Genomic DNA, 25,890 nt, shown 5'->3' with positions numbered 1-25,890 from the left:
CACACCGCGCTCGAGCATCAGCTCCTCGACCTCGCGCAATGACAGCGGGAAGCGGAAGTACAGCCACACACAGTGGGAAATGACCTCGACCGGGTACCGATGCCCCTTGTACGACAGCGACACGGACGCTCGTCAGCGTCATCGGCCTCGCGGCCTTCGCCTGGCCCCTGTTCGCCGGGCCGACGTCCCAGGTCAGCGCCCATGCGCAGGACGCGCCGTGGCTGTTCGCGGGGCTGCTCGTGCTGCTGGTCGGGGTGGTGGGCGCGGCGGTCTCGGAGTCGGGGATCGGGCCGAAGGCCGTGGCCATGCTCGGGGTACTGGCGGCGACGGGGGCGGCGTTGCGGCCGATCGGGGCCGGAACAGCCGGGATCGAGCCGATGTTCTTCCTGATGGTGCTGAGCGGCAGGGTGCTGGGCCCCGGCTTCGGCTTCGTACTCGGCGCGGTCACGATGTTCGCGTCCGCGCTGCTCACGGGCGGGGTCGGGCCATGGATGCCGTTCCAGATGCTCAGCATGGGCTGGTTCGCGATGGGAGCGGGCCTGCTACCGGGTCCCGACCGGCTGCGCGGCCGGGCCGAACTGCTCATGCTCGCCGCGTACGGCTTCGTGGCGGCCTTCGCCTACGGCACGCTCATGAACCTGTCCGGCTGGCCCTTCATGAACGCCCTCACGTCGAGCGTGGCCTTCGACCCCGACGCCGACGTCACCACCAACCTGACCCGTTTCCTCGCCTACTGCCTGGCCACCTCCCTCGGCTGGGACCTCGGCCGAGCCAGCGTCACGGTCGCCCTGACCCTCACCCTGGGCGCAACCATCCTCAAGGCCCTACGCCGGGCCACCCGCCGGGCGGCTTTCGAGACACCGGTGACGTTCGAGCACCCGCACACCCACCAGCCCCGAAAGTAGGTCCCACACGTCCACCGAGGACGAACACCGCCTCTATGGTGGTCCGATGTCATCGATCAAGCAGTTCCAGGTCACCTTCGACTGCGCGGACCCTGAGCGCGTTGCTCGCTTCTGGTGCGAGGTGTTGGGGTACGTCGTACCACCGCCGCCGGACGGGTTTGCTACCTGGGACGATTACGATCGCTCCCTGCCGCCCGAACGTCAGGGTTCAGGGTTTGTCTGCATGGATCCCTCGGGTGTGGGCCCGCGGATGTACTTCCAGCGCGTTCCCGAAGGGAAGGTCGTCAAGAATCGGGTGCATCTTGACGTGCGGGTCGGCACCGGGCTCGTGGGCGAAGAGCGCCTGGCTGCACTCGAGGCCGAGTGCGTACGACTGGTCGCGCTCGGCGCGGTACGCGGGCGACTACTGGTTGCCGATGACTACAACGAGTCGTGCCAACTGATGCAGGACATCGAGGGCAACGAGTTCTGTCTGGACTGAGTGGCCGCGAACTTGGCGCCGTGGATCTTGCTTTGGGACAACCACGCGCTGTAGTGCGGAAATGGATTGATCGCCATCTGCACGCGTGACCAGCGTTGCCCAATCCAGGGGCCGACACCCGAGTCCGCGGCGCGCAACCCGCCCGCGTCTGGTTCCCTGTCCGCTTCCGCACCTTCCCTATTGGGTTGGCGTGTTGAAGCCGATCTAACAGGCGATGCGAGCAGGCTCGCGCCCTACGGTCATAACGGACCAGGGACGTCGTAGTGGGAGACGGCGACGGTGTCCATGCGGCAGCATTTTCCTGAGCGGGTGGCACGTCGTTGTCTTCAAGGGGGGGCTGTGGCGGGGCGGGGGCCTTCACGGCAGGAGTTGATCCGGCGGCGTCGTCAGAGCGGGTTCGTCGGGCGACAGGGTGAGCTGGCGGCTTTCCGGGACACACTCCGGCAGGCGCCGGAGGAGGCGGCGCAGTTCCTCTTTCACATCCACGGCCCTGCGGGGGTGGGCAAGTCCACGCTGGTGCGCCAGATGGAAGGCGCCGCTCGCGAGCAGCAGGGGATCACGGCCTACGTGGACGAGTCGGCGGCGGACGTAGTGGAGGCCATGGAGGCGATCAGCACACAGTTCGCCCAGCAGGGCCTGGCGTTGAAAAGCTTCGACAAACTGCTGGCCACCTATCGGCAGCGTCGGCATGAAGCCGACTCCGGCGCAGCCGGGGCCGGGGCCGCGACGGAGTCGATGGCAGGCGCGGCTGACGGAGTAGTGACAGGGCCCGTGCCACCGGCCTCGTCACCGGCCAGCGTGGTCGCCTCGCAGGTCGGCCTGGTGGGGTTGGGCATGATCCCCGGGGTGGGGGCGTTCGCCGGCGCGGTGGACCCGAATCAGGTCGCGGCGGGTGCGGACCGGCTCAAGGCGCTGCTCAGCGCCCGGTTCCGCAGTCACGATGACGTCCAGATCGTTCTCTCCCCGCTGAAGGTTCTCACCCCGGCGTTCCTTCAGGACCTGGCCGAGGTGGCACAGCGCAGGCCGTGGGTGGTGTTGTTCTTCGACACCTATGAGCGCATCGGGCCGCTGCTGGACATCTGGCTGCGCGATGTGTTGGTCAGCGACCTCTACGGGGAGCTGCCCGCCAACGTGTTGGTCGTCCTGGCCGGACAGTCACGGCTGGAGACCCGGTGCTGGGCGGACCACCTGGACCTGGTCACCAGCCTGCCGTTGGAGGTGTTCACCGAGGCCGAGGCCCACCAGCTTCTCGCCGCCAAGGGCATCACCGACAAGCGGAGAGCCGAGGTGATTCTGCAACTGTCCGGACGGCTGCCGGTCCTGGTCTCCACCCTTGCCGAAGCCCGCCCCACCAGCGTGGAGGAGATCGGGGACCCCAGCGGCACCGCCGTGGAACGGTTCCTGAAGTGGGAGACCGACCCCGCCCGCCGCGCCGCCGCCCTGGCCTGCGCCCTGCCCCAAGAAGTGGACGAGGACATCTACCGCGCAGCCGTGGACGAGGCGGCGGCAGAGCTCTTCGGCTGGTTGCGTACCCTGCCCTTCGTCACCGATCGCGCCAGCCGCTGCCGCTACCACGACGTCGTGCGCACCGCGATGCTCCGCCTGCAACGTCGCCAGTCCCCCAGCCAGTGGTCACAGCAGCACACCAGCCTGGCCGACACCTTTCAGGGGTGGCGGCTCCGACTCGAAGAGCACACTCCGCCGAAGGACGGCTGGTGGGACGATGAGCGTTGGCGCGACTACCGACGCCAGGAGACCTATCACCGGCTGTGTGCCGACCCCCACGCTGCGCTCCCGGACGCCCTGCGCGAATGCCTCGACGCCTACGACCACGGAATCGCCACCCTGCGCCGATGGGCCCAGACCCTCGACCGGGCCGGCCACGACGGCAGCGCAATACCCGTGAGCAGCTGGGGCAGACAGCTACTGACCGCCCTGGAGGAGCAGAACCAACCCGGCGTCACCGTCCTGACGCATCTCCTCACCCGTGGCCAACTCGACGCCCAGGGCCGCGCCTTCGCCCTGGTATTGCGCGGCCGGGACCATCGCAATGCCGACCGCAACGAGCAGGCCCTGGCCGACTACAACCTCGCTCTCACTCTCGATCCGGAGGCAGCCCGCGCCGCCTACGGCCGCGGCGTGACCTACTACGACCTGGACCGCTACGACGATGCCCTGGCGGACTTCAACCGCGCCATCGAACTCAACCCCGACGACGCCCTTGCCATCGCCGTCCGCGGCGTGACCTACAGCCTCATGGATCGCCACGACGACGCCCTCGCCGACCTCAACCACGCCATCGAACTCAACCCGGACCACGCCTGGACCATCACCAGCCGTGGACGGACCTACTACGAAGTAGACCGCTACGACGACGCCCTGGCGGACTTCAACCGCGCCCTCGAACTCAACCCCGACTACACCTGGGCCATCACCATCCGTGGACAGGCTAACCGCTTCACGGGGCGCTACGACGACGCCCTGGCGGACTTCAACCGCGCCATCGAACTCAACCCAGACCACGCCTGGACCATCGCCGCCCGCGGCATGACCTACTACGACGTAGACCGCTACGACGACGCTCTGGCGGACTTCAACCGCGCCATCGAACTCAACCCCGACTACGCCCAGGCCCTTGCCGCCCGCGGCGCGACCAACCGCCTCATGTATCGCTACGACGACGCCCTCGCCGACCTCAACCGCGCCATCGAACTCAACCCCGACTACGCCTGGGCCATCGCCATCCGCGGCGCGGCCTACTACGGCGTAGACCACTACGACGACGCCCTCGCCGACTTCAACCGCGCCCTCGAACTCAACCCCGACTACGCCTGGGCCATCGCCATCCGCGGCGCGGCCTACTACGGCGTAGACCACTACGACGACGCCCTCGCCGACCTCAACCGCGCCATCGAACTCAACCCGAGGAATGGCTGGGCCCATTACAAGAAGGCACTCGTACTGCATTCCATGGCGCATCCGGACCAGACACTATGTCTGACGCGAGCTATCGAACTCTTCACCCATGACGCAGCCGACCCCAGCCCCCAGAAGGCACTAAATGGGAAAGGCAACCTCGTCACCGCTTACTGTGCGATCCAACGATGGGACGATGCCGGCCGGTACCTGGCAGATTTCATAAGCAGCGGCCCGATCCGTGGCCAGATCAAGGCAGTGCTCGCCGACCTGGATGAGTTGGTGCAGGCGATCGCTTCCGCAGAGGAACACGTGTCGCCCCTTCTCCGCCGACTCGAGAACGCACTCGCCGCTGCCCCGTAACCGGATGGCGCGCTCTGCTTGTAGTTCTGTCCGCCCTACGCCGGGTCAGTTGGTGAGACGGAGCAGAGATCAAGTGAGGTCCACCGGGATTCGATGGTCCGGTTGGCCGTCCTTGGCCAGGATCGAGTGTTCGTCGGCCAGCGCGCGGTACAGCCTCAGGCCGGAGGTCCCGTCCACGTCGGTGGCTGTCCAGGCGCGGCCTCCGTGCGTGAGGGAACGGCGGGAGAACACCTCCAACGCGCTCTCGATCCCGGGGCCGGCCACCGGTTCGGCGATGGCGGGCATATAGACGCCCTGGCCGGTGCTGATCGGGGCCGATGAGTCGAAGATCGCGATGCCCACCTGAGGGCGCACCGCAATGTTGCGTGAATGGACGGCCTCGGGAGAGGAGAGCCAGAAGAACTCGCGGCACTCCACGTGAGCGAAGTAGACCGGCGAACTCCACGGCCGCCCGGCCGCATCGGCAGTGGCGAGCACCATGTACAGACTCGCGTCGACGATGCCGCGCGCGATCTCGGCAGGTGATGCAGGCGATGTATCGGAAGTCATCTCAGCCGCTCCTTCGGTACGTGAGCTCGAAGTCCTTCTCCCATACGGCCGAGCCGTCCGACGACATCTCCCAGACGCCACGGATCGTGTTGCCGTCGTCACCGACCTGCCCAGTGAACCGCTGCCGGAACGCCAGCGGTGAAAAGTCCGGCGTCTCCCGCAGCAGCCGCCAGACCCCGTCGGCAAAGGTCATCGCATACACCCGTACGACGCCCCGCGAGTCGAAGTAGTGCTGCGTGTACGCACCCGTCTCCGGGTCGACCGCGACGATCGCCATACTGTCCGGGACCGCGGTCTGCGGGATCTGCGTGCGCTGGACCAGGAAACGTCCGTCCAGCGTCCACTCGAATACGCTGCGTGCCGCAGGCGCGGCCAGACCGGGAAAGTCGGCCTCCACCTCCCATTCGCCGACCAGAACGTCCAGCCTTTCCAAGGCTTCCTGCCGTGCCGATTCGTCCATCGCCAACACCTCCTCGTCGTATGTGACCGCAACGGCGAGCGAAACTCATCGCTCCCCGCACTCGAACCACACCGTCTTCCCACCCCCGGCCTCCGGCCACACCCCCCACTTCGCGACCACCGCATCGAGCAGGACGAGCCCGCGCCCACCCTCCGACTCCATCGACAACTCGGCTGACACGGTCGGCAGTTGGGGCGAGCCGTCCGTGACCTCCACCCGCACTCCCGCCGCCCCCTGTCGCAGCAACAGCAACTCACAGCGCCGGTCCGGGACATGGCGTACGACATTGGCGATCAGCTCGGTCACGCCGAGTTCCACGGCGTCGGACAGCTCGACCATGTCCCACTCGTCGAGGAGCGAGCGGACGATGCGGCGGATGTACAGCGCCGAGTGCTCGCCTGCGGTGAGCCGCATGCGGTACTGCGCGGGGCGGGGGCCCATGAGGAAGCCCGGGAGCGTGGGAGGAATGTGGTCGTTCACACCACGAGAGTGACCCAGCGCAACTACTCTCGGCTACTGAACGGATACAACCGGTCCCGCAGTGGGCCGAGTTGCGCGAGAGGGGATCGCCGCGTGACCCACATCAACATCCTCGACCCGGGCGCATCACCGCTCGACTACTACGGCTTCGAGCTGCGCCGCCACCGCGAAGCCGCCGGGCTGACGCAGAAGCAGCTCGGCGAAATCGTCAACTACACCGGCTCGTTGATCGGCCAGATCGAGACCGCCCGCAAGCTTCCGACCCCGACGTTCAGCGAGCGGGTGGACGCGGCGCTGGGGACGGGCGGGTTGCTGTCCCGGCTGGTCGATCTTGTGCTGCGCAGTCAACTTCCGAGCTGGTTTCAGCAGGTGGCGGAGTTGCAGGCGCGGGCTATCGAAATCTGCTCCTTCGAAACGCATATGGTCCACGGTCTTCTCCAGACCGAGGCGTACGCGCGTGCCGTGCTCGGGGCACTGGACCAGAGCAACCTCGACGACCGCACCGCCGTACGACTGGCCCGCCAGCGCATCTTCGAGAAGGAGGAGCCGCCGGTCTTCTGGGCGATTCTCAGCGAGGCCGCGCTATACCAGGAGATCGGTGGCCCGGAGACCATGCGGGGGCAACTGGAGCACCTGTTGTCCTTCGAGAACAACCCTCGGATCAACATCCAGATCCTGCCGTTCTCGGCCGGAGCGCACGCGGGAATGCAGGGCTCGTTCGACCTCTACCGCTTCGCGAGTGACCCGGACATCGTCTACACAGAGGGCTACGGCAGCGGGCATCCCACCGCCAACCCGGACACCGTCAAGGACTGCTCGCTCCGTTACGATCATCTTCAGGCCGCCGCCCTCTCCCTCAGCGACTCGGCGGGGCTGATCCGGCGCGTGATGGAGGAACGCTATGGAGAACAACGCGATGCCGACGGTGATCCAGTGGCGTAAGTCCAGCTACAGCAGCGACCAGGGGGGCAATTGCGTCAAGTGCGCGCCCCTCGGGTCCCTGACCTGGCGCAAGTCGACGTACAGCGGCGATCAGGGCGGCAACTGCCTGGAGATCGCCGAAACCCCCAACACTACCCTCGCCGTACGCGACTCAAAGAACCCGACGGGCCCCCATCTCACCTTCGCCCCCGCCGCGTTCACCATCTTCGTCCACTGGACGAGGAACGCGACTACAGCGGCTGAATGATCGTCCCGGTCGCCGACGCCCCACCCACGCACATCGTGACGAGCGCGAATTCCTAACCCCTGCACTCCAGTTCATGCAACGCGGTCGTGATGAGCCGCGCTCCCATGGCCCCCACGGGGTGGACCCGATGCCCCCGCACCTCCACCCCGTGGCGTGATTCCTTCGTTTCTTGTGGAGAGCTCAGGCCTCTTCTGTTCACTTCGTTGACACGAGTCATCAGCGGACATAGTTTCCGCCGCGTACTCGTAGCACCTGATGGCACGTCAATAGCTCTAGCCCCACCGTGGGTTCAAGGGTCGAACACCGACTGCCGCCGGTGGCACGTGTACACGCGGTTCCCACAACGACGTGCCCGCACGAAGGAGTGACGGCTCTTGTCCGACACCGTGTCCCGGCGATCGGCCCTGCGTCTGCTGGGCGGTTCGATCGCGGTCGCAGCCGCGGCCGCCTCCACCGGATTCACCACCTCCTCGCACACCACCGCGCTCAAGAGAGCCGAACCGAGCGCGGGTCCGCGCGTGGAAGGCCTGATCGCGAAACTCACCCTCGACGAGAAGATCTCCCTGCTGCACGGCGCCACCGACCCGAACTCGCTCGGCCAGGCCGGCTACATCCCCGCCGTCGACCGCCTCGCCATCCCCCCACTCCGCCTCGCCGACGGCCCCGCCGGAGTCCGTATCACCCGGCATGCCACAGCCCTGCCCGCCCCCGTTCTCCTCGCCTCCGCCTTCGACCCCGAACTGGCGCGCCGCTACGGCCAGGTCATCGGCCGCGAGGGCCGCGCCCTCGGCCAGGACGTACTGCTCTCGCCGATGGTCAACGTCATCCGCACCCCGTACGCGGGCCGCAACTTCGAGACCTTCAGCGAGGATCCGCTGCTCTCCGCCGACCTGGTGGCCGAGGAGATCAAGGGCATCCAGGGCGAGGGGCTCATCGCGACCGTCAAGCACTACGCGATGAACAACCAGGAGAAGGACCGCATGACCATCGATGTGCGGGTCGACGAGCAGACGATGAACGAGGTCGAACTGCGCGGCTTCGAGTCCGCCGTCCGCGCCGGCACGGGCGCGTTCATGGGTGCCTACAACAAGGTCAAGGGCACGTACGCCTGCGAGAACCAGGAGCTCCTCACCGATATCCTCCGCGACCGCTGGGGCTTCGAGGGCTGGGTGATGTCCGACTGGTACGCCACCCACAGCACCGTCGACGCGATCACCGCCGGTCTCGACATGGAGATGCCGGACGGCGAGTACCTGGGCAAGGCCCTGAAGAGGGCGGTCGAGAACGGAAGCGTCTCCGAGGAGTACCTCGACCGCGCCGTACGCCGCACCCTTGCGACGATGGACGGCTTCGGGCTGCTCGACGGCAGCGCCCCGCCCCGTCCGGACCGCGACCCGGCGGCGGGCGCGGCGGTCGCCCTGGACGTGGCGAAGGCCGGAGCCACGCTGCTGCGCAACGAGAACCACGCCCTTCCCCTGACCGGCGCCGCCGCCCGGAGCATCGCCGTCATCGGACCCACCGGCTCCATCCCGTTCGTCAGTGGCGGCGGCAGCGCCCATGTCATTCCGGACCGGGCCGACAGTCCGCTCGACGCCATCAAGTCCCGTGCGGGGCGCGGCGCCCGAGTGTCCTATGCACTGGGCGAGGACATCTTCGGCAAGGCCATCCCCAAGGGCGCCTTCTCGCCGGGTTTCGAGAGCGAAGGGCAGCGGGTCGCCGCCGGGGAGACCTGGACGTACGAGGGAACGCTCACCGCACAGGACGCCGACGAGTGGACCTTCGTCATCCACTACTCGGGTACTACGCGACCCAAGGTGCTCCTCGACGGCGAGGAACTCTTCCCCGTGCTGCCCGACTTCGGCGAGTTCTTCACCGGCGGCCTCGTGTCGGCGGCGCCCGACGGGCTCGCCGTGCGCCGCAAGACAGTCGACCTCGCCAAGGGCACGCACAAGGTGAAGATCACCGCGGAGGGCGGTGACGAGGGGCAGTTGTTCCGGCTGCGGCGCATCACCGGCGCGACCCGCGCCCGGGACGTCGCCGAGGCCGTGCGGGCCGCGCGTGCCGCTCGCAGTGTCGTGCTGTTCGCGTACGAGGACGCCACCGAGGGCCAGGACCGCACGACTGTCGCGCTGCCCGGTCACCAGGCGCGCCTCATCGAGGCGGTGACGGCGGTGAATCCCCGTACCACCGTCGTTCTCAACACCTCGTCCTCGACGTCGATGCCCTGGCTGCGGCGCACCGCCGCCGTGCTGCAGATGTACTACCCGGGCCAGGAGGGCGCGGCCGCCACCACGGCCGTCCTGTTCGGCGACTGCGACCCCGGGGGACGCCTCACCCAGTCCTTCCCGGTGGACGACGATCACCACCCGGTCGCCGGTGACCCGCGCCGTTACCCGGGCGTGGACGGCATCGAGGAGTACTCGGAGGGCATCCACGTCGGCCACCGCTGGTACGACGCCGAGGGCGTGCGCCCGCTGTTCCCGTTCGGGCACGGCCTCTCGTACACCACGTTCTCCTACAGCGACCCGCACGTACGCGGGTCACGACATGGTCTGGAGGTGACCTTCACCGTGCGCAACACCGGGCGCCGTGACGGCGTCGACATCCCGCAGGTGTATGTCGGCCCCTCGCCGGAACTCCAACTCGACCAGCCAGCAAAGCTGTTGGGCGGATACCGGCGGCTCGCACTGCGGGCGGGAGAGAAGCGCCGGGTCACCGTACGCGTCGACGAACGCACCCTCTCCTCATGGGACCCCGAACGCCACGACTGGGTGCTCGGAACCGGCCGCCGCACCGTATGGGTCGGAGCCTCGGCGGGCGAACTGCGCCTGCGTACGGTCGCGGAGGTGCACGCGTGATGCGCCGCCTCACCATGCGTCGTCGTCTCGCTGTCGTGCTGACCGCGCTGGCGACCACCGTCCTCACGGCCGCCGGTTCCACCGCCGCGGCTCCCGCCCCGACCGAGCAGAGCCCTCCACTCGTCCGGACCGAGGCCGGCTGGGTCCGCGGGGAGTCCACCGCCGAGGGGCGGCAGTTCCTCGGCATCCCCTACGCGCAGCCGCCCGTCGGCAAACTCCGCTGGCGAGCCCCACGGCCCGTAGAGCCCTGGTCCGGTGTGCGCACCGCAGACGACTTCGGTAACCGCTGCGTACAGACGGCGAGTTGGGACCCCGGCTACGAGAAGCCCAGCCACACCGAGGACTGCCTCGACCTGAATGTGTACGTCCCCGAAGGCGGCGCCGTCCGCTCCGGTCCGCGGCCGGTCATGGTCTGGCTGCATGGCGGCGGGCTCACGGCCGGCGCGGGCGAGGACATCGTGCCGGACACCTTCGCGCGGCAGACCGGCACGGTCGTCGTGACCGCCAACTACCGCCTGGGCGCGATGGGTTTCCTCGCCACCTCCGGTCTCGACCGCGAGGCGCGCGACCGCGTCTCGGGCAACTTCGGGATGCTCGACCAGCAGTCGGCCCTGCGCTGGGTGCGGGCCAACATCGCCCGCTTCGGCGGCGATCCGGGCCGCGTCACCATCGCGGGCGAGTCCGCGGGCGGCCGCTCGGTCTGCACGCAGATGGCCTCGCCGACCTCAAGGGGCCTGTTCCACAGGGGGATCGTCCAGAGTGGTGCGTACGCCGACTGCGCGGCCCGTACGCACAAGGAGGCCGTGGCGCAGGGCGCCGACTTCATGGAGAAGCTGGGCTGCGCGAGCCTCGCGTGTGTGCGCGGCAAGCCCGCCAAGGAAGTCCTCGCCGCCCAGGCCGGCTTCAACTGGGGGCCCGTGGCCGGCGGCGACTTCCTGCCGGTGCAGCCCTTCGAGGCGTACGCGAAGGGAGCGGCCGCCCGTGTCCCCGTACTCAACGGAGCCAACCAGGACGAGGGCCGGATGTTCGCCTTCGCCCAGTTCGACAACAACGGCACCCCGCTCACGGCCGAGCAGTATCCCGAGGTGGTGCGAGGCGTGTTCGGCGAGGAGCAGGGCGAGCGCGTACTCCAGCGCTACCCGCTGTCGGACTACCCGTCACCGACCCTCGCGTACGGCACCGCCTACGGAGACTTCCTGATGGCCTGCCCGGCGCTCCGGCTCAACGACGTACTCGCAGCCCGCGGCCCGGTCTACGCATACGAGTTCGCCGACCGCACCTCGCCACCCTTCGCCTCGCTGCGAAACCTCAACAAGGACTTCGACTTCGGCGCGACTCACGTGAACGAGGTGCAGTACCTCTTCAAACACTTCGGCCTGAAGTCCCCACTGAACGCCGAACAGCGCGCGCTCTCACGCCAGATGATCCAGTACTGGGGCTCCTTCATCCGAAACGGCGTGCCCCACGCCGCCGGCCAGCCACCGATGCCAGACGGCCAGGAGAAGCTCCTCTCCCTGCGCACCGCCTCCGACGGCGGCAACAGCCCGAGCACGACGGTCCACCGTGAGCACCAGTGCGACCTCTGGGACCGACACCGTTCTTAGAGTGCTAGAACCTTAGAGACTGTGGCGGCGGCCTTCGATCCCTGGGCCGCCGCCTTTCCTCTTCAGCCGCCGGATGTTCGTCCTACAGCCGCTGGATGATCGTCCCCGTAGCCAGCGCCCCGCCCGCGCACATAGTGACCAGCGCGAACTCCTTGTCCCTGCGCTCCAGTTCGTGCAGCGCGGTGGTGAGGAGCCGTGCTCCCGTGGCACCCACGGGGTGACCCAGTGCGATCGCCCCGCCGTTCACGTTGACCTTCTTCAGGTCCTGCTCGAATACCTGTGCCCAGCTCAACACCACTGAAGCGAACGCCTCGTTGATCTCGACGACGTCGATGTCCTTCAGCGACATGCCGGCCTTGCCGAGCACGGCGCGAGTCGCGTCGATCGGGCCGTCCAGGTGGAAGTGCGGGTCCGAGCCCACCAGGGCCTGGGCGACGATGCGTGCTCGCGGGCGGAGCTTCAGCGCCCGCGCCATCCGCTTCGACGCCCACATCAGAGCCGAGGCGCCGTCGGAGATCTGGGACGAGTTCCCCGCCGTGTGCACGGCCGTCGGCATGACCGGCTTCAGGCCGGCCAGCGCCTCCATGGACGTGTCCCGCAAGCCCTCGTCCCGGTCGACGAGCCGCCACATGCCCTGACCAGCCCGCTGCTCGTCCTCCGTGGTCGGGACCTGAACGGCGAACGTCTCCCGCTTGAAGCGCTCCTCGGACCAGGCGTTCGCGGCCCGTTCCTGGGAGATCAGCCCCAGCGCGTCGACGTTCTCGCGCGTCAGCCCGCGGTGACGAGCGATCCGCTCCGCCGCCTCGAACTGGTTCGGGAGGTCTACGTTCCACTCGTCGGGCGTCGGCTTCCCCGGCCCGTGCTTGGAGGCCGAGCCGAGCGGCACCCGGGACATGGCCTCGACGCCGCAGCTGATGCCGACGTCCACGACGCCGGCCGCGATCATGTTAGCCACCATGTGGGAGGCCTGCTGCGAGGACCCGCACTGGGCGTTCACGGTCGTCGCGGCCGTCTCGTACGGAAGGCCCATGGCCAGCCACGCGGTACGGGCGGGGTTGCCCGACTGTTCGCCGGCGTGGGTGACGGCGCCGCCGACGATCTGCTCGACGCAGTCGGCGGGGATGTTCGTACGGCCCAGCAGCTCACGGTAGGTCTCGCCCAGGAGATAGGCGGGATGCAGATTGGCGAGCGCGCCACCGCGCTTGCCGATCGGCGTGCGTACGGCTTCGACGATGACGGGTTCAGCGGCCATGTTCCCCAGTCCTCTCCTCGCCTCTCGCGCATCGCGGACGGCCCGGCCCACCCGGCGCGCTGAACTAGAACGCGTACTAGTTCTGTACGCAGTCTGCTGAGCCCACGCCGTGCACCGCAAGGGTCTTGCACCCCCCGAAGTCGCGATCTGCACGAACTCCGCACGCAATTCGACCCGTCATGCCTATTGCGACTTGTAGAACCCGTTACTACCTTCACGGCAATTCCCGGTACCTGATGGTTCGTCAGAACGGACCCGTCAACACAACACCCCACGGACCAAACCCCAGTTCAAACCCCTGATCAAACCCCGTCGCACGACCCGGAGTTGCCGATGCCTTGTCCAGCGCTGCCCGACGGGTTCGATTTCACCGACCCCGATCTGCTGCACCACCGCGTGCCTCTCCCGGAGTTCGCCGAGCTGCGTCAGGCCGAACCCGTCCACTGGGTCCCCCAGCAGCCCGGCATCGCGGGCTTCGAGGACGAGGGTTACTGGGCCGTCACGCGGCACGCTGACGTCAAGTACGTCTCCACGCACCCCGAGCTGTTCTCCTCCTGGCTCAACACCGCGATCATCCGCTTCAACGAACACATCCCGCGCGACGCCATCGAGGTCCAGCGACTGATCCTGCTCAACATGGACCCGCCCGAACACACCCGCGTCCGCGGCATCGTGCAGCGCGGCTTCACCCCGCGCGCGATCCGCGCCCTGGAGGACACGCTGCGCCGGCGCGCCCGCTCGATCGTCCAGGAGGCCGTCGCGCAGACCGGCCCCTTCGACTTCGTGACGCAGGTCGCCTGCGAACTCCCCCTCCAGGCGATAGCCGAGCTGATCGGCATCCCGCAGGAGGACCGCCTCAAGATCTTCGACTGGTCCAACAAGATGATCTCGTACGACGATCCGGAGTACGCGATCACCGAGGAGGTCGGCCAGGAGTCGGCCACCGAGCTCATCTCGTACGCCATGAACATGGCCGCCGACCGCAAGCAGTGCCCGGCCAAGGACATCGTCACGCAGCTGGTGGCGGCCGAGGACCAGGGCAACCTCACCTCGGACGAGTTCGGCTTCTTCGTGCTCATGCTGGCCGTCGCGGGCAACGAGACGACCCGTAACGCGATCACGCACGGCATGCACGCACTGCTCACCCACCCCGACCAGTGGGACCTCTACAAGAGGGAGCGTCCTTCCACCACGGCCGAGGAACTCGTCCGCTGGGCGACCCCGGTCGTCTCCTTCCAGCGCACCGCCACCCAGGACACCGAACTGGGCGGCCAGCGGATCAAGAAGGGCGACCGCGTGGGCATCTTCTACTCCTCCGCGAACAACGACCCCGCCGTCTTCGACTCCCCGGAGGTCCTCGACATCACCCGCGACCCGAACCCCCACCTCGGCTTCGGTGGCGGCGGCCCGCACTACTGCCTCGGCAAGTCCCTCGCCACCCTCGAGATGGACCTCATCTTCAACGCCATCGCCGACGCCATGCCCGACCTCCGCCTCGTGGGTGACCCACGCCGACTGCGCTCCGCCTGGCTGAACGGCGTCAAGGAGCTCCAGGTCAGCGCCAGTTGACCCATGCGGTCTCGCAGATCAGGAGGCGGGGGCACCATCCCCCCTTCGCCCCGCCCCCGCCTCCTGTCACCGCGCGAGAGGAAGAAACACGCCAACTGACCGGTAAGCGCCGAGCCTTTGTCTGGACAAGTGCCCTGTTGCCGCGATCCAGCTCGCTCTGTGATCGGTGTCACGGGCTCACGTTGAGTGTGGAGATCCCGGGGAGAAGACGTGACAGAAGTTCACATCTTCGCTCGGCGTGAGATACGCATCGCTACGGCTCGGGCGGCGAGGTTTACAGTTCGTCGCCGGTCGACAGGTATAAACCTTTCCCTTCGGGGCCGACCTGCGCGTAAGTTGTGGCCGCTTCGCCGGACTGTTCAGTCACTCATGCTCATGCGCAGACACCAGGGGGATACCTATGTCGATCGACCACAAGTCCAGCCGTGTGTTCCCCTGTGGCTGACGGTACGTCCGGCAGGTCCCGGAACCGGAGCTCCGTACGCTCTCTGCTCGTCGCCGTGGTGGCGGCACCGCTGGTCCTGACCGCCTGCGCATTCCAGGACGAAGGGGTGGCGGAAAGCAGGTCCACGGTGGATACCGCGGATCCCGCCGACGGCGAATCCACCGGGCCCGGGAAGACCGACGTTCGCAAGCCCGAGGACTTCGACTTCGGTCGTCCGGCGGCCACGGCGCACAACGGAGAGGTCGTCGCCTACCTGCCGCGCCTGGACAACCGCCGCGTGGTCGTGCCCCTCACGATGCAGAACACGGGCGAAAAGCGCGCCTCTTACACGGTCACGGTCACGGCCGACAGAGGCGAGTTGGGTACTCCGGTGACGGTGACGAAGAAGGCCCTCAACGTGGCCTCCGGCACCACCTGGCCGGCCAAGGCCGACATCAGCGCTCCCGGGGCCTGGATCCCCGAGAAAACGAAGATCACCCTGACGGTGACCAAGGACAACTACCCCTTGGGCGACGCTCGCTGACCCGAAAGGGCCGGCGGCCTTCCATCGGCCCTGGGGTCTGATCCCTTGAACCTCACCGGTGAATTGGGGTATCGGCTGGTGACCACGGTCGGGATGAGTCGTTGCACGGCTCGTGAGTCCCCGGCGCCCGCGTCCCAGTGACCGAGTGAACGTTTCCGTGCCGCTCGACGTCTTCGCACGTGACACAGCAAAGACACAGCCTCGACGACTTCGAACGGAAACGCTGACCGTGGCCTCTGCCGCCGAGCTGTCCCCCGCCCGTCCGCCCTCCGGTCCGGTCGAGCCGGCCACTGGTACGCGGAAGGAGCCGTTCCCGGAACTCAAAGGGTTCTGGCGGCGGTATCCAGTGCCGTTGCTGGCCACGCTTCCGACGGTTCCGTTGTACGGGCTGTGGTTCGCGTTTCTCGCCACGGGGGGCGGGGATCTCGCGGCGCAGCAGGCGTGGGCGGAGTTCGCGTCGCGGCATGGCGGCTCGGCGTACAGCCTCTTCTGGTACGGCGGGATGCACACCGCCAACTACAGCCTGATCTCGCCGTACTTGATGGCCACCTTCGGCGTGCGCACGGTCACCGTCGTCGCCGGGCTGCTCGCCACCTGGCTGGCCGCGGTGCTGATCGTGCGTACGGGGATCCGCAGCCCTCTCGGCCCCGCGCTGCTCGCCTCGTTCGCCCTGTGGTGCAACGTCGCGTCCGGCCGTACGACCTTCGCCCTCGGCGTCGCCTTCGGGCTCGCGGCCTGTGTGCCGCTCACGCGGGAGCGGCGGCTGCCGCTGGCCGTGCCGTACGCGGCGCTGGCGACCATGGCGAGCCCGGTGGCGGGGCTGTTCCTGGTGGTGGCCGGCGCCGGTTACGCGCTCGTACGGGACTGGGGGCGGGCCGCCGCTCTCATTGCGCCGCCGTTCGTGGTGGTCGCGGGGATCACTCTGCTGTTCCCGTTCAAAGGCGAGCAGTTGATGCCCGCCGACCGGATCTGGCCGCCCGTCCTCTTCGGTGTCGTGCTGTTCGCCCTCGCTCCGCGCCGCTGGTGGGTGCTGCGGTGGGGCGGCCTGGTGTACGCGGCGGGGACGGTGCTCACGTATCTCATCCCCTCACCGATCGGCACGAACGTGGAGCGGCTCGCCGAGCTGTTCGCACCGACCGCCCTGTTCGCCGCGCTGCTCGCGCAGAGGGAGCAGAGACAGAGACGCAGACTCGTCGCCCTCGCCATGATCCTCATCGTGTCCGTGGCCTGGCTGGGTACGAAGACCGTCGACGATCTGCGGATCTCCACCAAGGTGCCCGCCTGGGCTGCCGACACCCGTGGTGTCGTCCGTGCCCTTGACCGGCTCGGCGCCGAGCGCACCCGGGTCGAGGTGGTCCCGGCCCGCAATCATCGCGAGGCCACCGCGCTCGCGCCGCATGTGAACCTCGCCCGCGGCTGGAACCGGCAGCTGGACATCGAGCGCGGGCGGCTCTTCTACGACGGAACGTTCTCGGAGTCGACGTACCGGGCCTGGCTGGACCGCTGGGCCGTCGGCTTCGTCGTGCTGCCCGCCGGGAAGCCGGACGGCTTCGCCGAGGACGAGGCGCGGCTGGTCAGGAGTCGGCCCGGGTGGCTGGAGCCGGTCTGGCAGGACGCGCACTGGCAGGTGTTCCGGGTGCGCGAGGCGGTGCCCCTGGTGTCGTCGCCGGGCTCCGTCGTACGGGCCTCCGGCGCCGAGGTCGTCGTCCGGATGCCGGGGCCCGGCTCGGTCACCGTGCGCGTCGCCTACTCGCCGTGGCTGTACGCCGAGGGCGGCTGCCTCAAGAAGCGGGGCGAGTTCACGCGGCTTACGGTGACCGAATCGGGCGTGTACCGGATCAGCTCGGGGTACGGTCCTTCGCCTGGTCCGGCTCCTCGATGCTGACCTCGGCGGGCTTGCCGCGCGCGCTGACCCGGGGCCCCTGGAGCAGGTAGGTCAGCGCGAAGCCGGTGCCGACCACGGCCGCGCCGCCCGCCGCGTCGAGCACCCAGTGGTTGGCGGTCGCCACGATCGCCGAGACCGTGAACAGCGGATGCAGCAGCCCCAGCCCCTTCATCCACCACTTCGGCGCGAGGATCGCGATCACCAGACCGCACCACAGCGACCAGCCGAAGTGCAGTGAGGGCATCGCCGCGTACTGGTTCGTCAGCGCGGTCAGCGTCCCGTAGTCCGGCTGGGAGAAGTCCTGCACGCCGTGCACGGTGTCGATGTAGCCGAGGCCCGGCATGAGGCGGGGCGGGGCCAGCGGATAGAGCCAGAAGCCGAGCAGCGCGAGGATCGTGGCGAAACCGAGGGCCGAGCGGGCCCAGCGGTACTCGGCGGGGCGGCGCACATAGAGGACGCCGAGGACGCTGAGCGGCACCACGAAGTGGAACGACGTGTAGTAGAAGTCGAAGAAGGCGCGCAGCCAGTCGACGTTCACCACCGCGTGGTTGACCCAGTGCTCGATGTCCATGAACAGGAACTTCTCGATCGCCAGGATCTGCTCGCCGTGCTGCTCGGCGGTGGCCCGGGCCGCCTCGTTGGAGCCGCCGTGCGCCTCCAGCCTGACCTGCTGGTAGGCGGAGTAGCCGACGCGGATCAGCAGCAGTTCGAGGAGCAGGTTCGGGCGGGAGAGGACCCGGCGCAGGAAGGGCAGCAGGGGTACGTGTTTCCAGCGGGCCTCGACCGGGGGCGCGTACTGCGTGGGGATCGGCACCTGGTAGTGCGGTGAGGTGCGGGAGAGGAACGGTACGACGCAGGCGGCGGTGAGCGCGGCGAGCAGGACGACGTTGTCCCGCAGCGGGTACAGCACCGGCATGTTCGGCAGCATCATCTTCGCCGGGAGCGTCATCACCAGGACGACGGCGACCGGCCATACGTACCGGTCCGAGGCCTTCTTGCCGACCCGGCCGACCAGCGCGAGCAGCACCCACAGCAGCTGGTGCTGCCAGGTGGTGGGCGACACCGCGATCGCCACGCAGCCGGTCAGCGCGACGGCGAGCAGCAGCTGCCCGTCGCGCGCGTAGCGCACGGCACGGCGCAGGCCGAGGAACGCTACGGCCGCGCCCAGCAGCAGGAACAGCGCGATCTCCAGCGGACCGGTCAGGCCGAACCGCAGCAGCGCGCCGTGCAGCGACTGGTTGGACAGGTCGTCGGCGGGGCGGCCGAGACCGACTCCGGCCAGGTGGTGCACCCAGTACGTGAACGAGTCGTGCGGCATCGCCGCCCAGGCAAGGGCCGTGCACGCGGCGAAGGTGACGCCGGTGGAGAGCGCGGCCCGGCGGCGGCCGGTGAACCACAGCAGCGGGGCGAAGAGCAGGACGGTCGGCTGGAGGGCCGCGGCGACTCCGATCAGCAGCCCGCTGGCCCGTTCCCCCCGGACCGCGAAGCAGCCGAGCAGCACCAACAGCACCGGGATGATGCTGGTCTGGCCGAGATACAGCGTGTTGCGCACCGGCAGGGACAGCATCAACAGGCTGATCGCGACGGGGGCGGCGAGCAGGGCCGTGCGTCTGCTCACCGGCTGCGGCAGTGCACGTGCCGCGACCAGGCCGAGCGCGACGACCAGCAGCAGCGTGCCGAAGGTCCAGCCCCAGCCGAGGGCCTCCTCGGCAGCGCGCGTGAGCGGTTTGAGGACGAGTCCGCCGAACGGCGTGCCCGTGAAGCGCGTCGAGTCGTACAAGGATCCGTTCACATGCAGCACGCCGCCCGGGCCGACCCAGGTCTCCAGATCCGTCAGGCGCTCCCCCTTCGGCGTGCTCAGGACGACGGTGACCTGCCGTACCGCCAGTACGGCGGCGATCAGCCAGAGGGCCGCGCGCACCACGCCCAGCCGTGCCTTCGCCGTGCCCGCGGCTCCCGCCGCGAAGGCATCACCTGGTCGTCCGCTCTCCACATTCGCCACGCCCCGTCGGCCCTCCCGCCCCGTTGGTCACCCATGTCCCACGGGTGTCAGCTGTTCGTTTTCACTGTGTGAGCCCTATGAGGCTCGCACTACCCCCGCGGAGAGACGCGGGCAACCCCCGCTTTACCTGACGTCCTTCCATCTTTTGTCCTGAAGAGGGTGTGGCGCGACCGGAGGTTGCGGTGATGTTCCGGGGACCTGGGTGACCGCCGGGCAGATCCGGCCGTAGCGGGCTATATTCGACGACGGAACTAGTTAGCCCCTCTAACTAGCCAGACGAAAGGCATGGTGCATGACCGAGCCACGGCTCTGGAACGACGTGGACGACTACCTCACCGCGCTCCTCGCCCCGCCCGACGACGCCTTCTCCGCCGCGCTGCGCGACAGCGACGCCGCCGGGCTGCCGCACATCAACGTCGCCCCGACCCACGGCAAGCTGCTCCACCTGCTCGCCGTGATCCAGGGCGCCCGCCGCATCCTGGAGATCGGCACCCTCGGCGGCTACAGCACCATCTGGCTGGGCCGCGCCCTGCCGGCGGACGGGCGCCTGATCAGCCTCGAGTACGACTCGAAACACGCGGAGGTCGCCCGTCGCAACCTCGCGCGGGCCGGCCTCGACAAGATCACCGAAGTGCGCGTGGGAGCCGCCCTGGACTCGCTGGCGAAACTGGCCGACGAGCAGGCCGAGAACCCCGCTCCGTTCGACCTGGTCTTCATCGACGCGGACAAGGTGAACAACCCGCACTACGTCGAGTGGGCCGTCAGACTCACCCGCCCCGGCAGCCTGATCGTCCTCGACAACGTCGTACGCGGCGGCGCCGTCACCGACGCCACCAGCGACGACCCGTCGATTCGAGGCACCCGCGGGGCCCTCGAACTCTTCGCCTCCCATCCGAAGTTGGACGCTACGGCGATCCAGACGGTGGGTGTGAAGGGGTACGACGGGTTTGCGCTGGCGCGCGTATTGCCGTAGGCCGCCCGGACTTACCGCCCGCCTGGCCTTACGCCGCCCGACCTCAGGCCTCGTGGTAGAAGCCCACGTTCACGCTGCGCGGGGAGGTTCGGTCGTGGATGATCAGTTCGCCGGAACCGTTCTGGGGGAGCCTCGCCGTCCCGCCGTACGGCAGGGGCTGCGGGGTCCCGCCGACCAGCACGAACCGCACCTCGGACGAGGGGTCGGCGTGCGAGCCCCGCAGCCACGTCACCTGCCACGTCCCGTCCGGGCCGCACAGGAACTCCAGGTGCACCCGCGAGACGAACAGCCAGTCGTCGGGCGTCGCGAGGCGGCAGAAGCCCCGGTCCCGCCCCACCCGCAGCACGGCACCCGGTTCGCTGGGCGAGTCGGCCATCTGCATCCCGGCCGTCGCACCCGCGTCCGCCTCCGACACCGTGGCCATGGTGAGTTCGAGCACGTGCGCTCCTTCGGTTCCCGCAATCCAGTGGTTCGGCGCCGGGGCATGGTGGCGCACCGGCGACGATGTATCGCGGCCGAATGATAGATCGCCCGGATGACATGCCGTCCGGCACACTGGGTTACATGACCGAGCGAAAACCTCCCGGTGTCAGCTTCGAGTCCTGGATCGACAAGCAGATCCGCGAGGCGGAGGCGCGTGGGGAGTTCGATCAACTCCCCGGTGCCGGTAAGCCGCTGCCTGCCGCCAGCGACACCACGTACGACGAACTGTGGTGGATCAAGCAGAAGATGGCCCGCGAGGGGCTGTCCGTGCTGCCGCCGACGCTGGCGCTGCGCAAAGAGGCGGAGGACGAGCTCGCGCGGGCGTTGGACGCCCCTTCGGAGCGGGTGGTGCGCGAGATCATCACGTCGATCAACGTGAAGATCCGTGACGTGATGCTCAAGCCGCCGCCGGGGCCGCCGCTGGGCTTGAAGCCGTACGACGTCGAGGCGGTCGTACGGGACTGGCGTGAGCGCCACGCTTAGTGCCCCGCTGGGGCGGAGCGACACAACGTGTCACCGCACCCCCTGGCGGGGGTCTGGGGCGCAGCCCCCGCCCGGTAGGCGCCCTGCTCAACCGGCGGATGTCACATGCGCAGGAGGCGTTCCGCGAGCTCCCGGTAGTCGCGCAGGGCGAGCCGTAGTTGCTCGGTGTCGGCCTTCTCGTCGCCCGTCGTCTGCCAGGACGTGCGCAGGGTGCGGCGGCGCTGGGTGACGGCGTCCGTGAAGCGCGCCGTGACCTCCTCCAGCACCTGGTCCGCCTCTTCGAGGGACTCCCGCGGCCCGTCGACGAAGCCGGAGACCGCGTGCTGCAGCCGCAGCGTCCACTTGTCGGACTCGTCGTGGGACATCAGCCGGCCGGCGGAGCCGCCGATGGCCCTGTCGGAGCCGATCGTCTTGTCGCGACCGATCGTCTTGTCGGGGCTGCCTGCCTTGTCGGGACCGATCGCGGCCTCACGCTCCGGCTGCTTCGCCGGCGTCGGCAGACCAGCCATGTTGTCGGTCATGCGTATCAACTCCCCTTGGCGTGGCGCCTGTTGAACGCCCATGGAGTGTGCAGGCGTTCGCCGAGGCGGTTCGAGCGGGTGGGGGCGGGCTCGTCGGACGCGCGGTGGCTCCGTGTGTCCTCGCGGCCCGGTGCCACCAGGTCGTCGAAGAGGGCGCGAGCCTCGATCATGGCCTCGCGGAGTTCCTCCGTACCGGTACGGCTCTCGTCGCCGTCGGCGAGGGGCGCGTGCGCGGCCCGGTGGATACGCCGGTAGCCGTGGACGTGGTGTGCGTGGTGCACGGAGAGCGCGGCGAGCTGCTCGTCGTAGCGGTCGCCGTCGGGGAAACCGCGGACGCCGGCCAGTTCGCCGAGCAGCCGGTCCGCCTCGGACACGGCCTCCCGCGGCGAGTCGACGAACCGCTCCTGGGCGGCGGCCCAACGCGCCTCGTACCGCTCGCGCGCCGCGGGCTCCAACGGCTGCCTGCGCAGCGAACCGTGCCGCTTCACACGGTCCGCGAGCTCGCGTTCGGCGGCCTTTTCGTCGCCGTCGTGCTGAGCGACGGCCCGGTCGTACTCGGGCCCGAAGCGCCGTCGCAGATTCCGCCCGCCGCCGCCCGCTCCGCGGGACGTGGCGAGCCAGACGGCCGCGCCGATGATGATCGCCGCGACCACGATCAGAACAATGATCACGCCAGTGGACATGGAATACCTTCCGGTTTCGGCCCGTTGGGGCCGGCTCACTGGCCGGGTTGCCCACAGGACGGCACCCAAACGGCTCCGCCGCCCGCGGGCACCCGGGTAACTCGACTAATTGACTTGCGGCCGACGGACCGTACGTACGGACAATGCCGCCATGGCCCCTACGACGACTACGACGGCGTCCTGGACCGTCGCCCCCGAGCCCTTCGACTCCCCCGCCGCGGCAGCCCTCTGGCGCGCGTACTACACGGAGGTCAGCGACCGCTGGTACCTGCTCCACGAGGGGCACACCACCGACCCGGCCGAGCTGGAGCGCGAGATCGCCGCCGAGACCGGGGCCGAACTCGCCCCGCCCACCGGGGTGTTGCTGCTCGCCCGGTACGACGGCGAGCCGGCCGGCACAGTGGGCGTGCGACGTCTCATGAGCGGGGGAAACGCCGTCACGGGCACGGGCGAGCTCAAGCGGATGTTCGTACGGAAGGAGATGCGCGGCAAGGGCGGCGGTTCCGTGCTGCTCGCGGCAGCCGAGGAGGCGGCCGGCGGGCTCGGCCTCGAGCGGCTCGTGCTCGACACCCGCAACGACCTGGTCGAGGCACGCGCGATGTACGCACGGCACGGGTACGAGGAGATCGAGCGGTACAACGACGAGGAATACGCCGAGCACTGGTTCGCGAAACGGCTGTGCTCCGGTCAAAGTCCGGTTTGAAGCTGCGGGACCAGCCACAACGGACCGTCAGTCGCCGACGAACCCAACCGCTCGACCGCCGGAGGCAGGACGTTCCGCGACCGAGCCGCACATCTCCGCGTTCAGCTCCTTGACGAGCTGGGCCAGGTCGGTGGGCCGGTCCGGCGTCCACCAGTCGCCCAACAGTTCCGCAAGGGATTCCTCGCGGGCCGCGGCGAGTTGGCCGGCGACCTCGCGGCCCTCGGCGGTGAGGACGAGGTCAAGGCCCTCGCGCAGAGCCAGGTGGCGTTCCTCGACCTGGCGGGCCGCCTCCATGATGACGTCCAGCGGGACGGCGCCGCGTTCGGCGAGAACACCCGGCTCGGCCCACCCGTAGCGCCGGATGCGCAGCAGCAGCCAGCTCGCCGCGGGCAGCAGGTCGTAGCCGGCGCGGGCGGTGATCTTCTCGTAGATCGCGCGCCGCCCCTCGCGCGTGCCGAGCACGGACAGCGCCCGGCACACCTCGTCGTACGAGGAGCGCTCCACCGGATTGCTGGCCAGGGTTTCCGTGGCGTCGGGCACCGTCACCGAGCCCCGCAGCTTGTCCTCGCGCAGGAACCAGGCCAGTACGAAGCCGAGAACGGCGACGGGAGCCGCGTACAGGAAGACGTCCGTGATCGCCGAGGCGTACGACTGCACGGCCGACAGGCGCAGTGCGGAAGGGAGTTCGGCGATGCCGCGCGGGTCGCTCTCGAGGGCGTCCGGGGTGATGCCGGGCGGCAGCGGCTGCCCGGAGAGCGCGGCCATCAGCTTGTCGGCGAGACGGCTCGCGAAGATCGTGCCGAAGATGGCGACGCCGAACGCGGCGCCGATGGACCGGAAGAAGGTGGCGCCGGAGGTGGCGACGCCGAGATCCTCGTACGAGACGGCGTTCTGCACGATCAGCACCAGGACCTGCATGACCAGGCCGAGGCCGAGGCCGAACACGAGGAAGTACGCGCTCATTTCGCCGGTGGAGCTGTTCTCGTCGAGCTGGTGGAGCAGCAGCAGGCCGATCGTGGTGACGCCCGTACCCGCGATGGGGAACACCTTCCAGCGGCCGGTCCGGCTGACGATCTGGCCGGAGACCGTCGAGGCGAGCAGCAGACCGGCCACCATCGGCAGCATGTGCACGCCCGACATGGTGGGCGAGACGCCCTGGACGACCTGTAGGAACGTCGGCAGGTACGTCATCGCGCCGAACATCGCGAAGCCCACGATCAGGCTGATCACGGCGGAGAGGGTGAAGGTGCGGATGCGGAAGAGTTTCAGGGGGAGTACGGGCTCGGCGGCCCTCCGTTCGACGGACACGAAGGCCACGGCCAGTACGACGGCGAGTACCGCGAGGCCGATGATCTGCGGCGAGGCCCAGCCCCAGGTGGTGCCGCCGAGCGAGGCGACGAGGACGAGGCAGGCGGCGACGGACGCGATCAGGAACGTACCGAGATAGTCGATCGTGTGCCGCGTGGTCCGGGCGGGGATGCGCAGGACGGTGGCGATGACGGCGAGCGCGACCACGCCGACCGGGAGATTGACGTAGAAGACCCAGCGCCAGCTCAGATGCTCGGTGAACAGACCGCCGAGCAGCGGGCCGAGCACACTGGTCGCGCCGAAGACGGCACCGAACAGGCCCTGGTACTTGCCCCGTTCGCGGGGCGGGACGAGATCGCCGACGATCGCCATCGACAGCACCATCAACCCGCCGCCGCCGAGGCCCTGGAGCGCCCGGAAGCCGATCAACTGGGGCATGTTCTGCGCCATTCCGCAGAGCGCCGAGCCGATGAGAAAGATCACAATCGCCGTCTGGAACAGCCTCTTTCGGCCGTACTGGTCACCGAGCTTGCCCCAGAGCGGAGTGGCGGCCGTGGCCGCGAGCAGATACGCCGTGACCACCCAGGACAGATGGTCCAGTCCGCCGAGTTCGCTGACGATGGTCGGCAGCGCGGTCGACACGATCGTCTGGTCCAGCGCCGCGAGCAGCATGCCCAGCAACAGGGCGCCGATCGAGACAAGGACCCCACCCCGTACGTATTCCTCACCGGGGGCGCCGCGTGTGTGGTCGCGGGGCGGTGGCGGGTGGTCCCCGTCCGCCGCGTCGTGGGCGTTCGTACGGTGCGCTTCCTCGGCCATGCCGACCTCCCGGCCGCGAGGGGCCCTCGGTCCCCGTCGTCCTTGCATTCTGGTCGGTGTGACCGGTTATGGCCCGTTGAATCCAGAGAGGAGTTCGAGATTCTGGTGGTAGCTGGGAGATGGTGTGGAGGAGGTCTGCATAATCGCTGAAGTTCGTTTTGGGAAGGGATCCATACGTGAGTGGCCGGAGTGTGCACGTCTGCCCGGAATGCGGGACACCGCGCGAGCCGGGAGGCGCGCCCTCGTGCGCATGCGCTCAGCGGGCGGCAGACGAACTCCTGGAAACCCGCTACGCGGAGGCCGCCGCGGCGGAGGACTTCGACCCGTTGCGCATCCGGCCCTACGTGGACCTGGAGGCGGTTGAGTTCGAGGTCGACCTCGAGCAGGGCTCGGGCGTGGACTCGGGTGTCTTGCGGGCGGGGTCGGACGACTTGGG

General features: G+C 68.9%; 21 protein-coding genes and 4 pseudogenes. 14 read left to right on the top strand and 11 right to left on the bottom strand.

Annotated features, from left to right (window positions below; genetic code table 11):
* Nucleotides 1-123 (bottom strand): annotated as a pseudogene (locus G6048_RS50145) (IS6 family transposase); the annotation flags it as partial.
* Here G6048_RS50145 and G6048_RS32395 point away from each other — a divergent pair.
* The 3 genes and pseudogenes from G6048_RS32395 to G6048_RS32385 all read left to right on the top strand — a co-directional run.
* Nucleotides 123-905 (top strand): annotated as a pseudogene (locus tag G6048_RS32395) (ECF transporter S component); the annotation flags it as partial. The pseudogenes G6048_RS50145 and G6048_RS32395 overlap by 1 nt on opposite strands.
* A 46-nt stretch (nucleotides 906-951) precedes the next feature.
* Nucleotides 952-1,386 carry a VOC family protein gene (locus G6048_RS32390; RefSeq protein ID WP_165343155.1) on the top strand — a complete coding sequence of 145 codons (435 nt, stop codon included), beginning with the start codon at nucleotides 952-954 and terminating at the stop codon, nucleotides 1,384-1,386.
* A gap of 339 nt (nucleotides 1,387-1,725) precedes the next feature.
* A complete protein-coding gene (locus G6048_RS32385; RefSeq protein ID WP_165343154.1) occupies nucleotides 1,726-4,665 on the top strand; it encodes a tetratricopeptide repeat protein in 2,940 nt (979 codons plus the stop codon).
* A 69-nt stretch (nucleotides 4,666-4,734) separates the two neighbouring features.
* Here the strand turns inward: G6048_RS32385 and G6048_RS32380 are convergent, their stop codons facing one another.
* The 3 genes from G6048_RS32380 to G6048_RS32370 are packed head-to-tail and all read right to left on the bottom strand — an operon-like array spanning nucleotide 4,735 to nucleotide 6,115.
* Complete coding sequence (locus G6048_RS32380; protein ID WP_165343153.1) at nucleotides 4,735-5,214, bottom strand: pyridoxamine 5'-phosphate oxidase family protein; 480 nt, start codon at nucleotides 5,212-5,214, stop codon at nucleotides 4,735-4,737.
* Between the two features lies 1 nt (nucleotide 5,215).
* Nucleotides 5,216-5,674, bottom strand: coding sequence for a hypothetical protein (locus G6048_RS32375; RefSeq protein ID WP_206342398.1), 459 nt, complete (start codon nucleotides 5,672-5,674; stop codon nucleotides 5,216-5,218).
* Nucleotides 5,675-5,719: 45 nt separating this feature from the next.
* Nucleotides 5,720-6,115, bottom strand: a complete 396-nt coding sequence (locus G6048_RS32370; RefSeq protein WP_165343158.1) for an ATP-binding protein — start codon at nucleotides 6,113-6,115, stop codon at nucleotides 5,720-5,722.
* A 132-nt stretch (nucleotides 6,116-6,247) separates the two neighbouring features.
* Here G6048_RS32370 and G6048_RS32365 point away from each other — a divergent pair, with 132 nt between their 5' ends.
* Both G6048_RS32365 and G6048_RS32360 read left to right on the top strand, forming a co-directional pair.
* Nucleotides 6,248-7,096 carry a helix-turn-helix domain-containing protein gene (locus tag G6048_RS32365; RefSeq protein ID WP_165343152.1) on the top strand — a complete coding sequence of 283 codons (849 nt, stop codon included), beginning with the start codon at nucleotides 6,248-6,250 and terminating at the stop codon, nucleotides 7,094-7,096.
* Complete coding sequence (locus G6048_RS32360; protein ID WP_165343151.1) at nucleotides 7,056-7,343, top strand: DUF397 domain-containing protein; 288 nt, start codon at nucleotides 7,056-7,058, stop codon at nucleotides 7,341-7,343. The genes G6048_RS32365 and G6048_RS32360 overlap by 41 nt, the downstream gene beginning before the upstream one ends.
* Here the strand turns inward: G6048_RS32360 and G6048_RS32355 are convergent.
* Nucleotides 7,327-7,464, bottom strand: a pseudogene (locus G6048_RS32355) (steroid 3-ketoacyl-CoA thiolase); the annotation flags it as partial. The gene G6048_RS32360 and the pseudogene G6048_RS32355 overlap by 17 nt on opposite strands.
* Before the next feature lie 253 nt (nucleotides 7,465-7,717).
* Between G6048_RS32355 and G6048_RS32350 the strand changes: the two are divergent.
* Both G6048_RS32350 and G6048_RS32345 read left to right on the top strand, forming a co-directional pair.
* Complete coding sequence (locus G6048_RS32350; protein WP_165343150.1) at nucleotides 7,718-10,201, top strand: beta-glucosidase family protein; 2,484 nt, start codon at nucleotides 7,718-7,720, stop codon at nucleotides 10,199-10,201.
* Entirely contained in the window at nucleotides 10,201-11,805 is a 1,605-nt protein-coding gene (locus tag G6048_RS32345; RefSeq protein ID WP_235990587.1) for a carboxylesterase/lipase family protein, read from the top strand. The genes G6048_RS32350 and G6048_RS32345 overlap by 1 nt, the downstream gene beginning before the upstream one ends.
* An 82-nt stretch (nucleotides 11,806-11,887) precedes the next feature.
* On the opposite strand, the gene G6048_RS32340 is transcribed toward G6048_RS32345, so the two are convergent.
* Nucleotides 11,888-13,057, bottom strand: coding sequence for a steroid 3-ketoacyl-CoA thiolase (locus tag G6048_RS32340; protein ID WP_165343149.1), 1,170 nt, complete (start codon nucleotides 13,055-13,057; stop codon nucleotides 11,888-11,890).
* Between the two features lie 333 nt (nucleotides 13,058-13,390).
* On the opposite strand from G6048_RS32340, the gene G6048_RS32335 reads away from it, so the two are divergent.
* The 3 genes from G6048_RS32335 to G6048_RS32325 all read left to right on the top strand — a co-directional run bounded on the left by G6048_RS32335 (nucleotide 13,391) and on the right by G6048_RS32325 (nucleotide 17,479).
* Nucleotides 13,391-14,626 (top strand): cytochrome P450, encoded by a 1,236-nt coding sequence (locus tag G6048_RS32335; RefSeq protein WP_165343148.1) that lies wholly within the window; start codon nucleotides 13,391-13,393, stop codon nucleotides 14,624-14,626.
* Between the two features lie 500 nt (nucleotides 14,627-15,126).
* A complete protein-coding gene (locus G6048_RS32330) occupies nucleotides 15,127-15,594 on the top strand; it encodes a hypothetical protein (protein WP_165343147.1) in 468 nt (155 codons plus the stop codon).
* A 223-nt stretch (nucleotides 15,595-15,817) separates the two neighbouring features.
* The gene (locus tag G6048_RS32325; protein WP_408056193.1) at nucleotides 15,818-17,479 is read left to right on the top strand and encodes a hypothetical protein; all 1,662 of its coding nucleotides are present in this window, start codon (nucleotides 15,818-15,820) and stop codon (nucleotides 17,477-17,479) included.
* On the opposite strand, the gene G6048_RS32320 is transcribed toward G6048_RS32325, so the two are convergent.
* A complete protein-coding gene (locus G6048_RS32320) occupies nucleotides 17,433-19,481 on the bottom strand; it encodes a bifunctional glycosyltransferase 87/phosphatase PAP2 family protein (protein ID WP_165343146.1) in 2,049 nt (682 codons plus the stop codon). The genes G6048_RS32325 and G6048_RS32320 overlap by 47 nt on opposite strands.
* Nucleotides 19,482-19,773: 292 nt before the next feature.
* Here G6048_RS32320 and G6048_RS32315 point away from each other — a divergent pair, with 292 nt between their 5' ends.
* On the top strand, nucleotides 19,774-20,454 hold the full coding sequence (locus G6048_RS32315) for an O-methyltransferase (RefSeq protein WP_165343145.1): 681 nt from the start codon (nucleotides 19,774-19,776) through the stop codon (nucleotides 20,452-20,454).
* Between the two features lie 43 nt (nucleotides 20,455-20,497).
* Here G6048_RS32315 and G6048_RS32310 read toward each other — a convergent pair whose 3' ends face one another.
* A complete protein-coding gene (locus tag G6048_RS32310; protein ID WP_165343144.1) occupies nucleotides 20,498-20,893 on the bottom strand; it encodes a hypothetical protein in 396 nt (131 codons plus the stop codon).
* A 125-nt stretch (nucleotides 20,894-21,018) separates the two neighbouring features.
* Between G6048_RS32310 and G6048_RS32305 the strand changes: the two genes are divergently transcribed.
* Nucleotides 21,019-21,420 (top strand): DnaJ family domain-containing protein, encoded by a 402-nt coding sequence (locus G6048_RS32305; protein ID WP_165343143.1) that lies wholly within the window; start codon nucleotides 21,019-21,021, stop codon nucleotides 21,418-21,420.
* A 101-nt stretch (nucleotides 21,421-21,521) separates the two neighbouring features.
* On the opposite strand, the gene G6048_RS52020 is transcribed toward G6048_RS32305, so the two are convergent.
* Nucleotides 21,522-21,941, bottom strand: coding sequence for a hypothetical protein (locus tag G6048_RS52020; protein ID WP_408056192.1), 420 nt, complete (start codon nucleotides 21,939-21,941; stop codon nucleotides 21,522-21,524).
* A 5-nt stretch (nucleotides 21,942-21,946) separates the two neighbouring features.
* Complete coding sequence (locus G6048_RS32295; protein WP_165343142.1) at nucleotides 21,947-22,624, bottom strand: hypothetical protein; 678 nt, start codon at nucleotides 22,622-22,624, stop codon at nucleotides 21,947-21,949.
* Nucleotides 22,625-22,775: 151 nt separating this feature from the next.
* Here G6048_RS32295 and G6048_RS32290 point away from each other — a divergent pair, with 151 nt between their 5' ends.
* On the top strand, nucleotides 22,776-23,327 hold the full coding sequence (locus G6048_RS32290; RefSeq protein ID WP_165343141.1) for a GNAT family N-acetyltransferase: 552 nt from the start codon (nucleotides 22,776-22,778) through the stop codon (nucleotides 23,325-23,327).
* Nucleotides 23,328-23,354: 27 nt separating this feature from the next.
* Here the strand turns inward: G6048_RS32290 and G6048_RS32285 are convergent, their stop codons facing one another.
* The gene (locus G6048_RS32285) at nucleotides 23,355-25,454 is read right to left on the bottom strand and encodes an MFS transporter (RefSeq protein ID WP_206342397.1); all 2,100 of its coding nucleotides are present in this window, start codon (nucleotides 25,452-25,454) and stop codon (nucleotides 23,355-23,357) included.
* Between the two features lie 176 nt (nucleotides 25,455-25,630).
* Between G6048_RS32285 and G6048_RS32280 the strand changes: the two are divergent.
* Nucleotides 25,631-25,890 (top strand): annotated as a pseudogene (locus tag G6048_RS32280) (hypothetical protein); the annotation flags it as partial.

Source organism: Streptomyces ureilyticus (assembly GCF_011045025.1).
Classification (GTDB): domain Bacteria; phylum Actinomycetota; class Actinomycetes; order Streptomycetales; family Streptomycetaceae; genus Streptomyces; species Streptomyces ureilyticus.
This window is presented reverse-complemented; position numbering and strand designations above follow the sequence as displayed.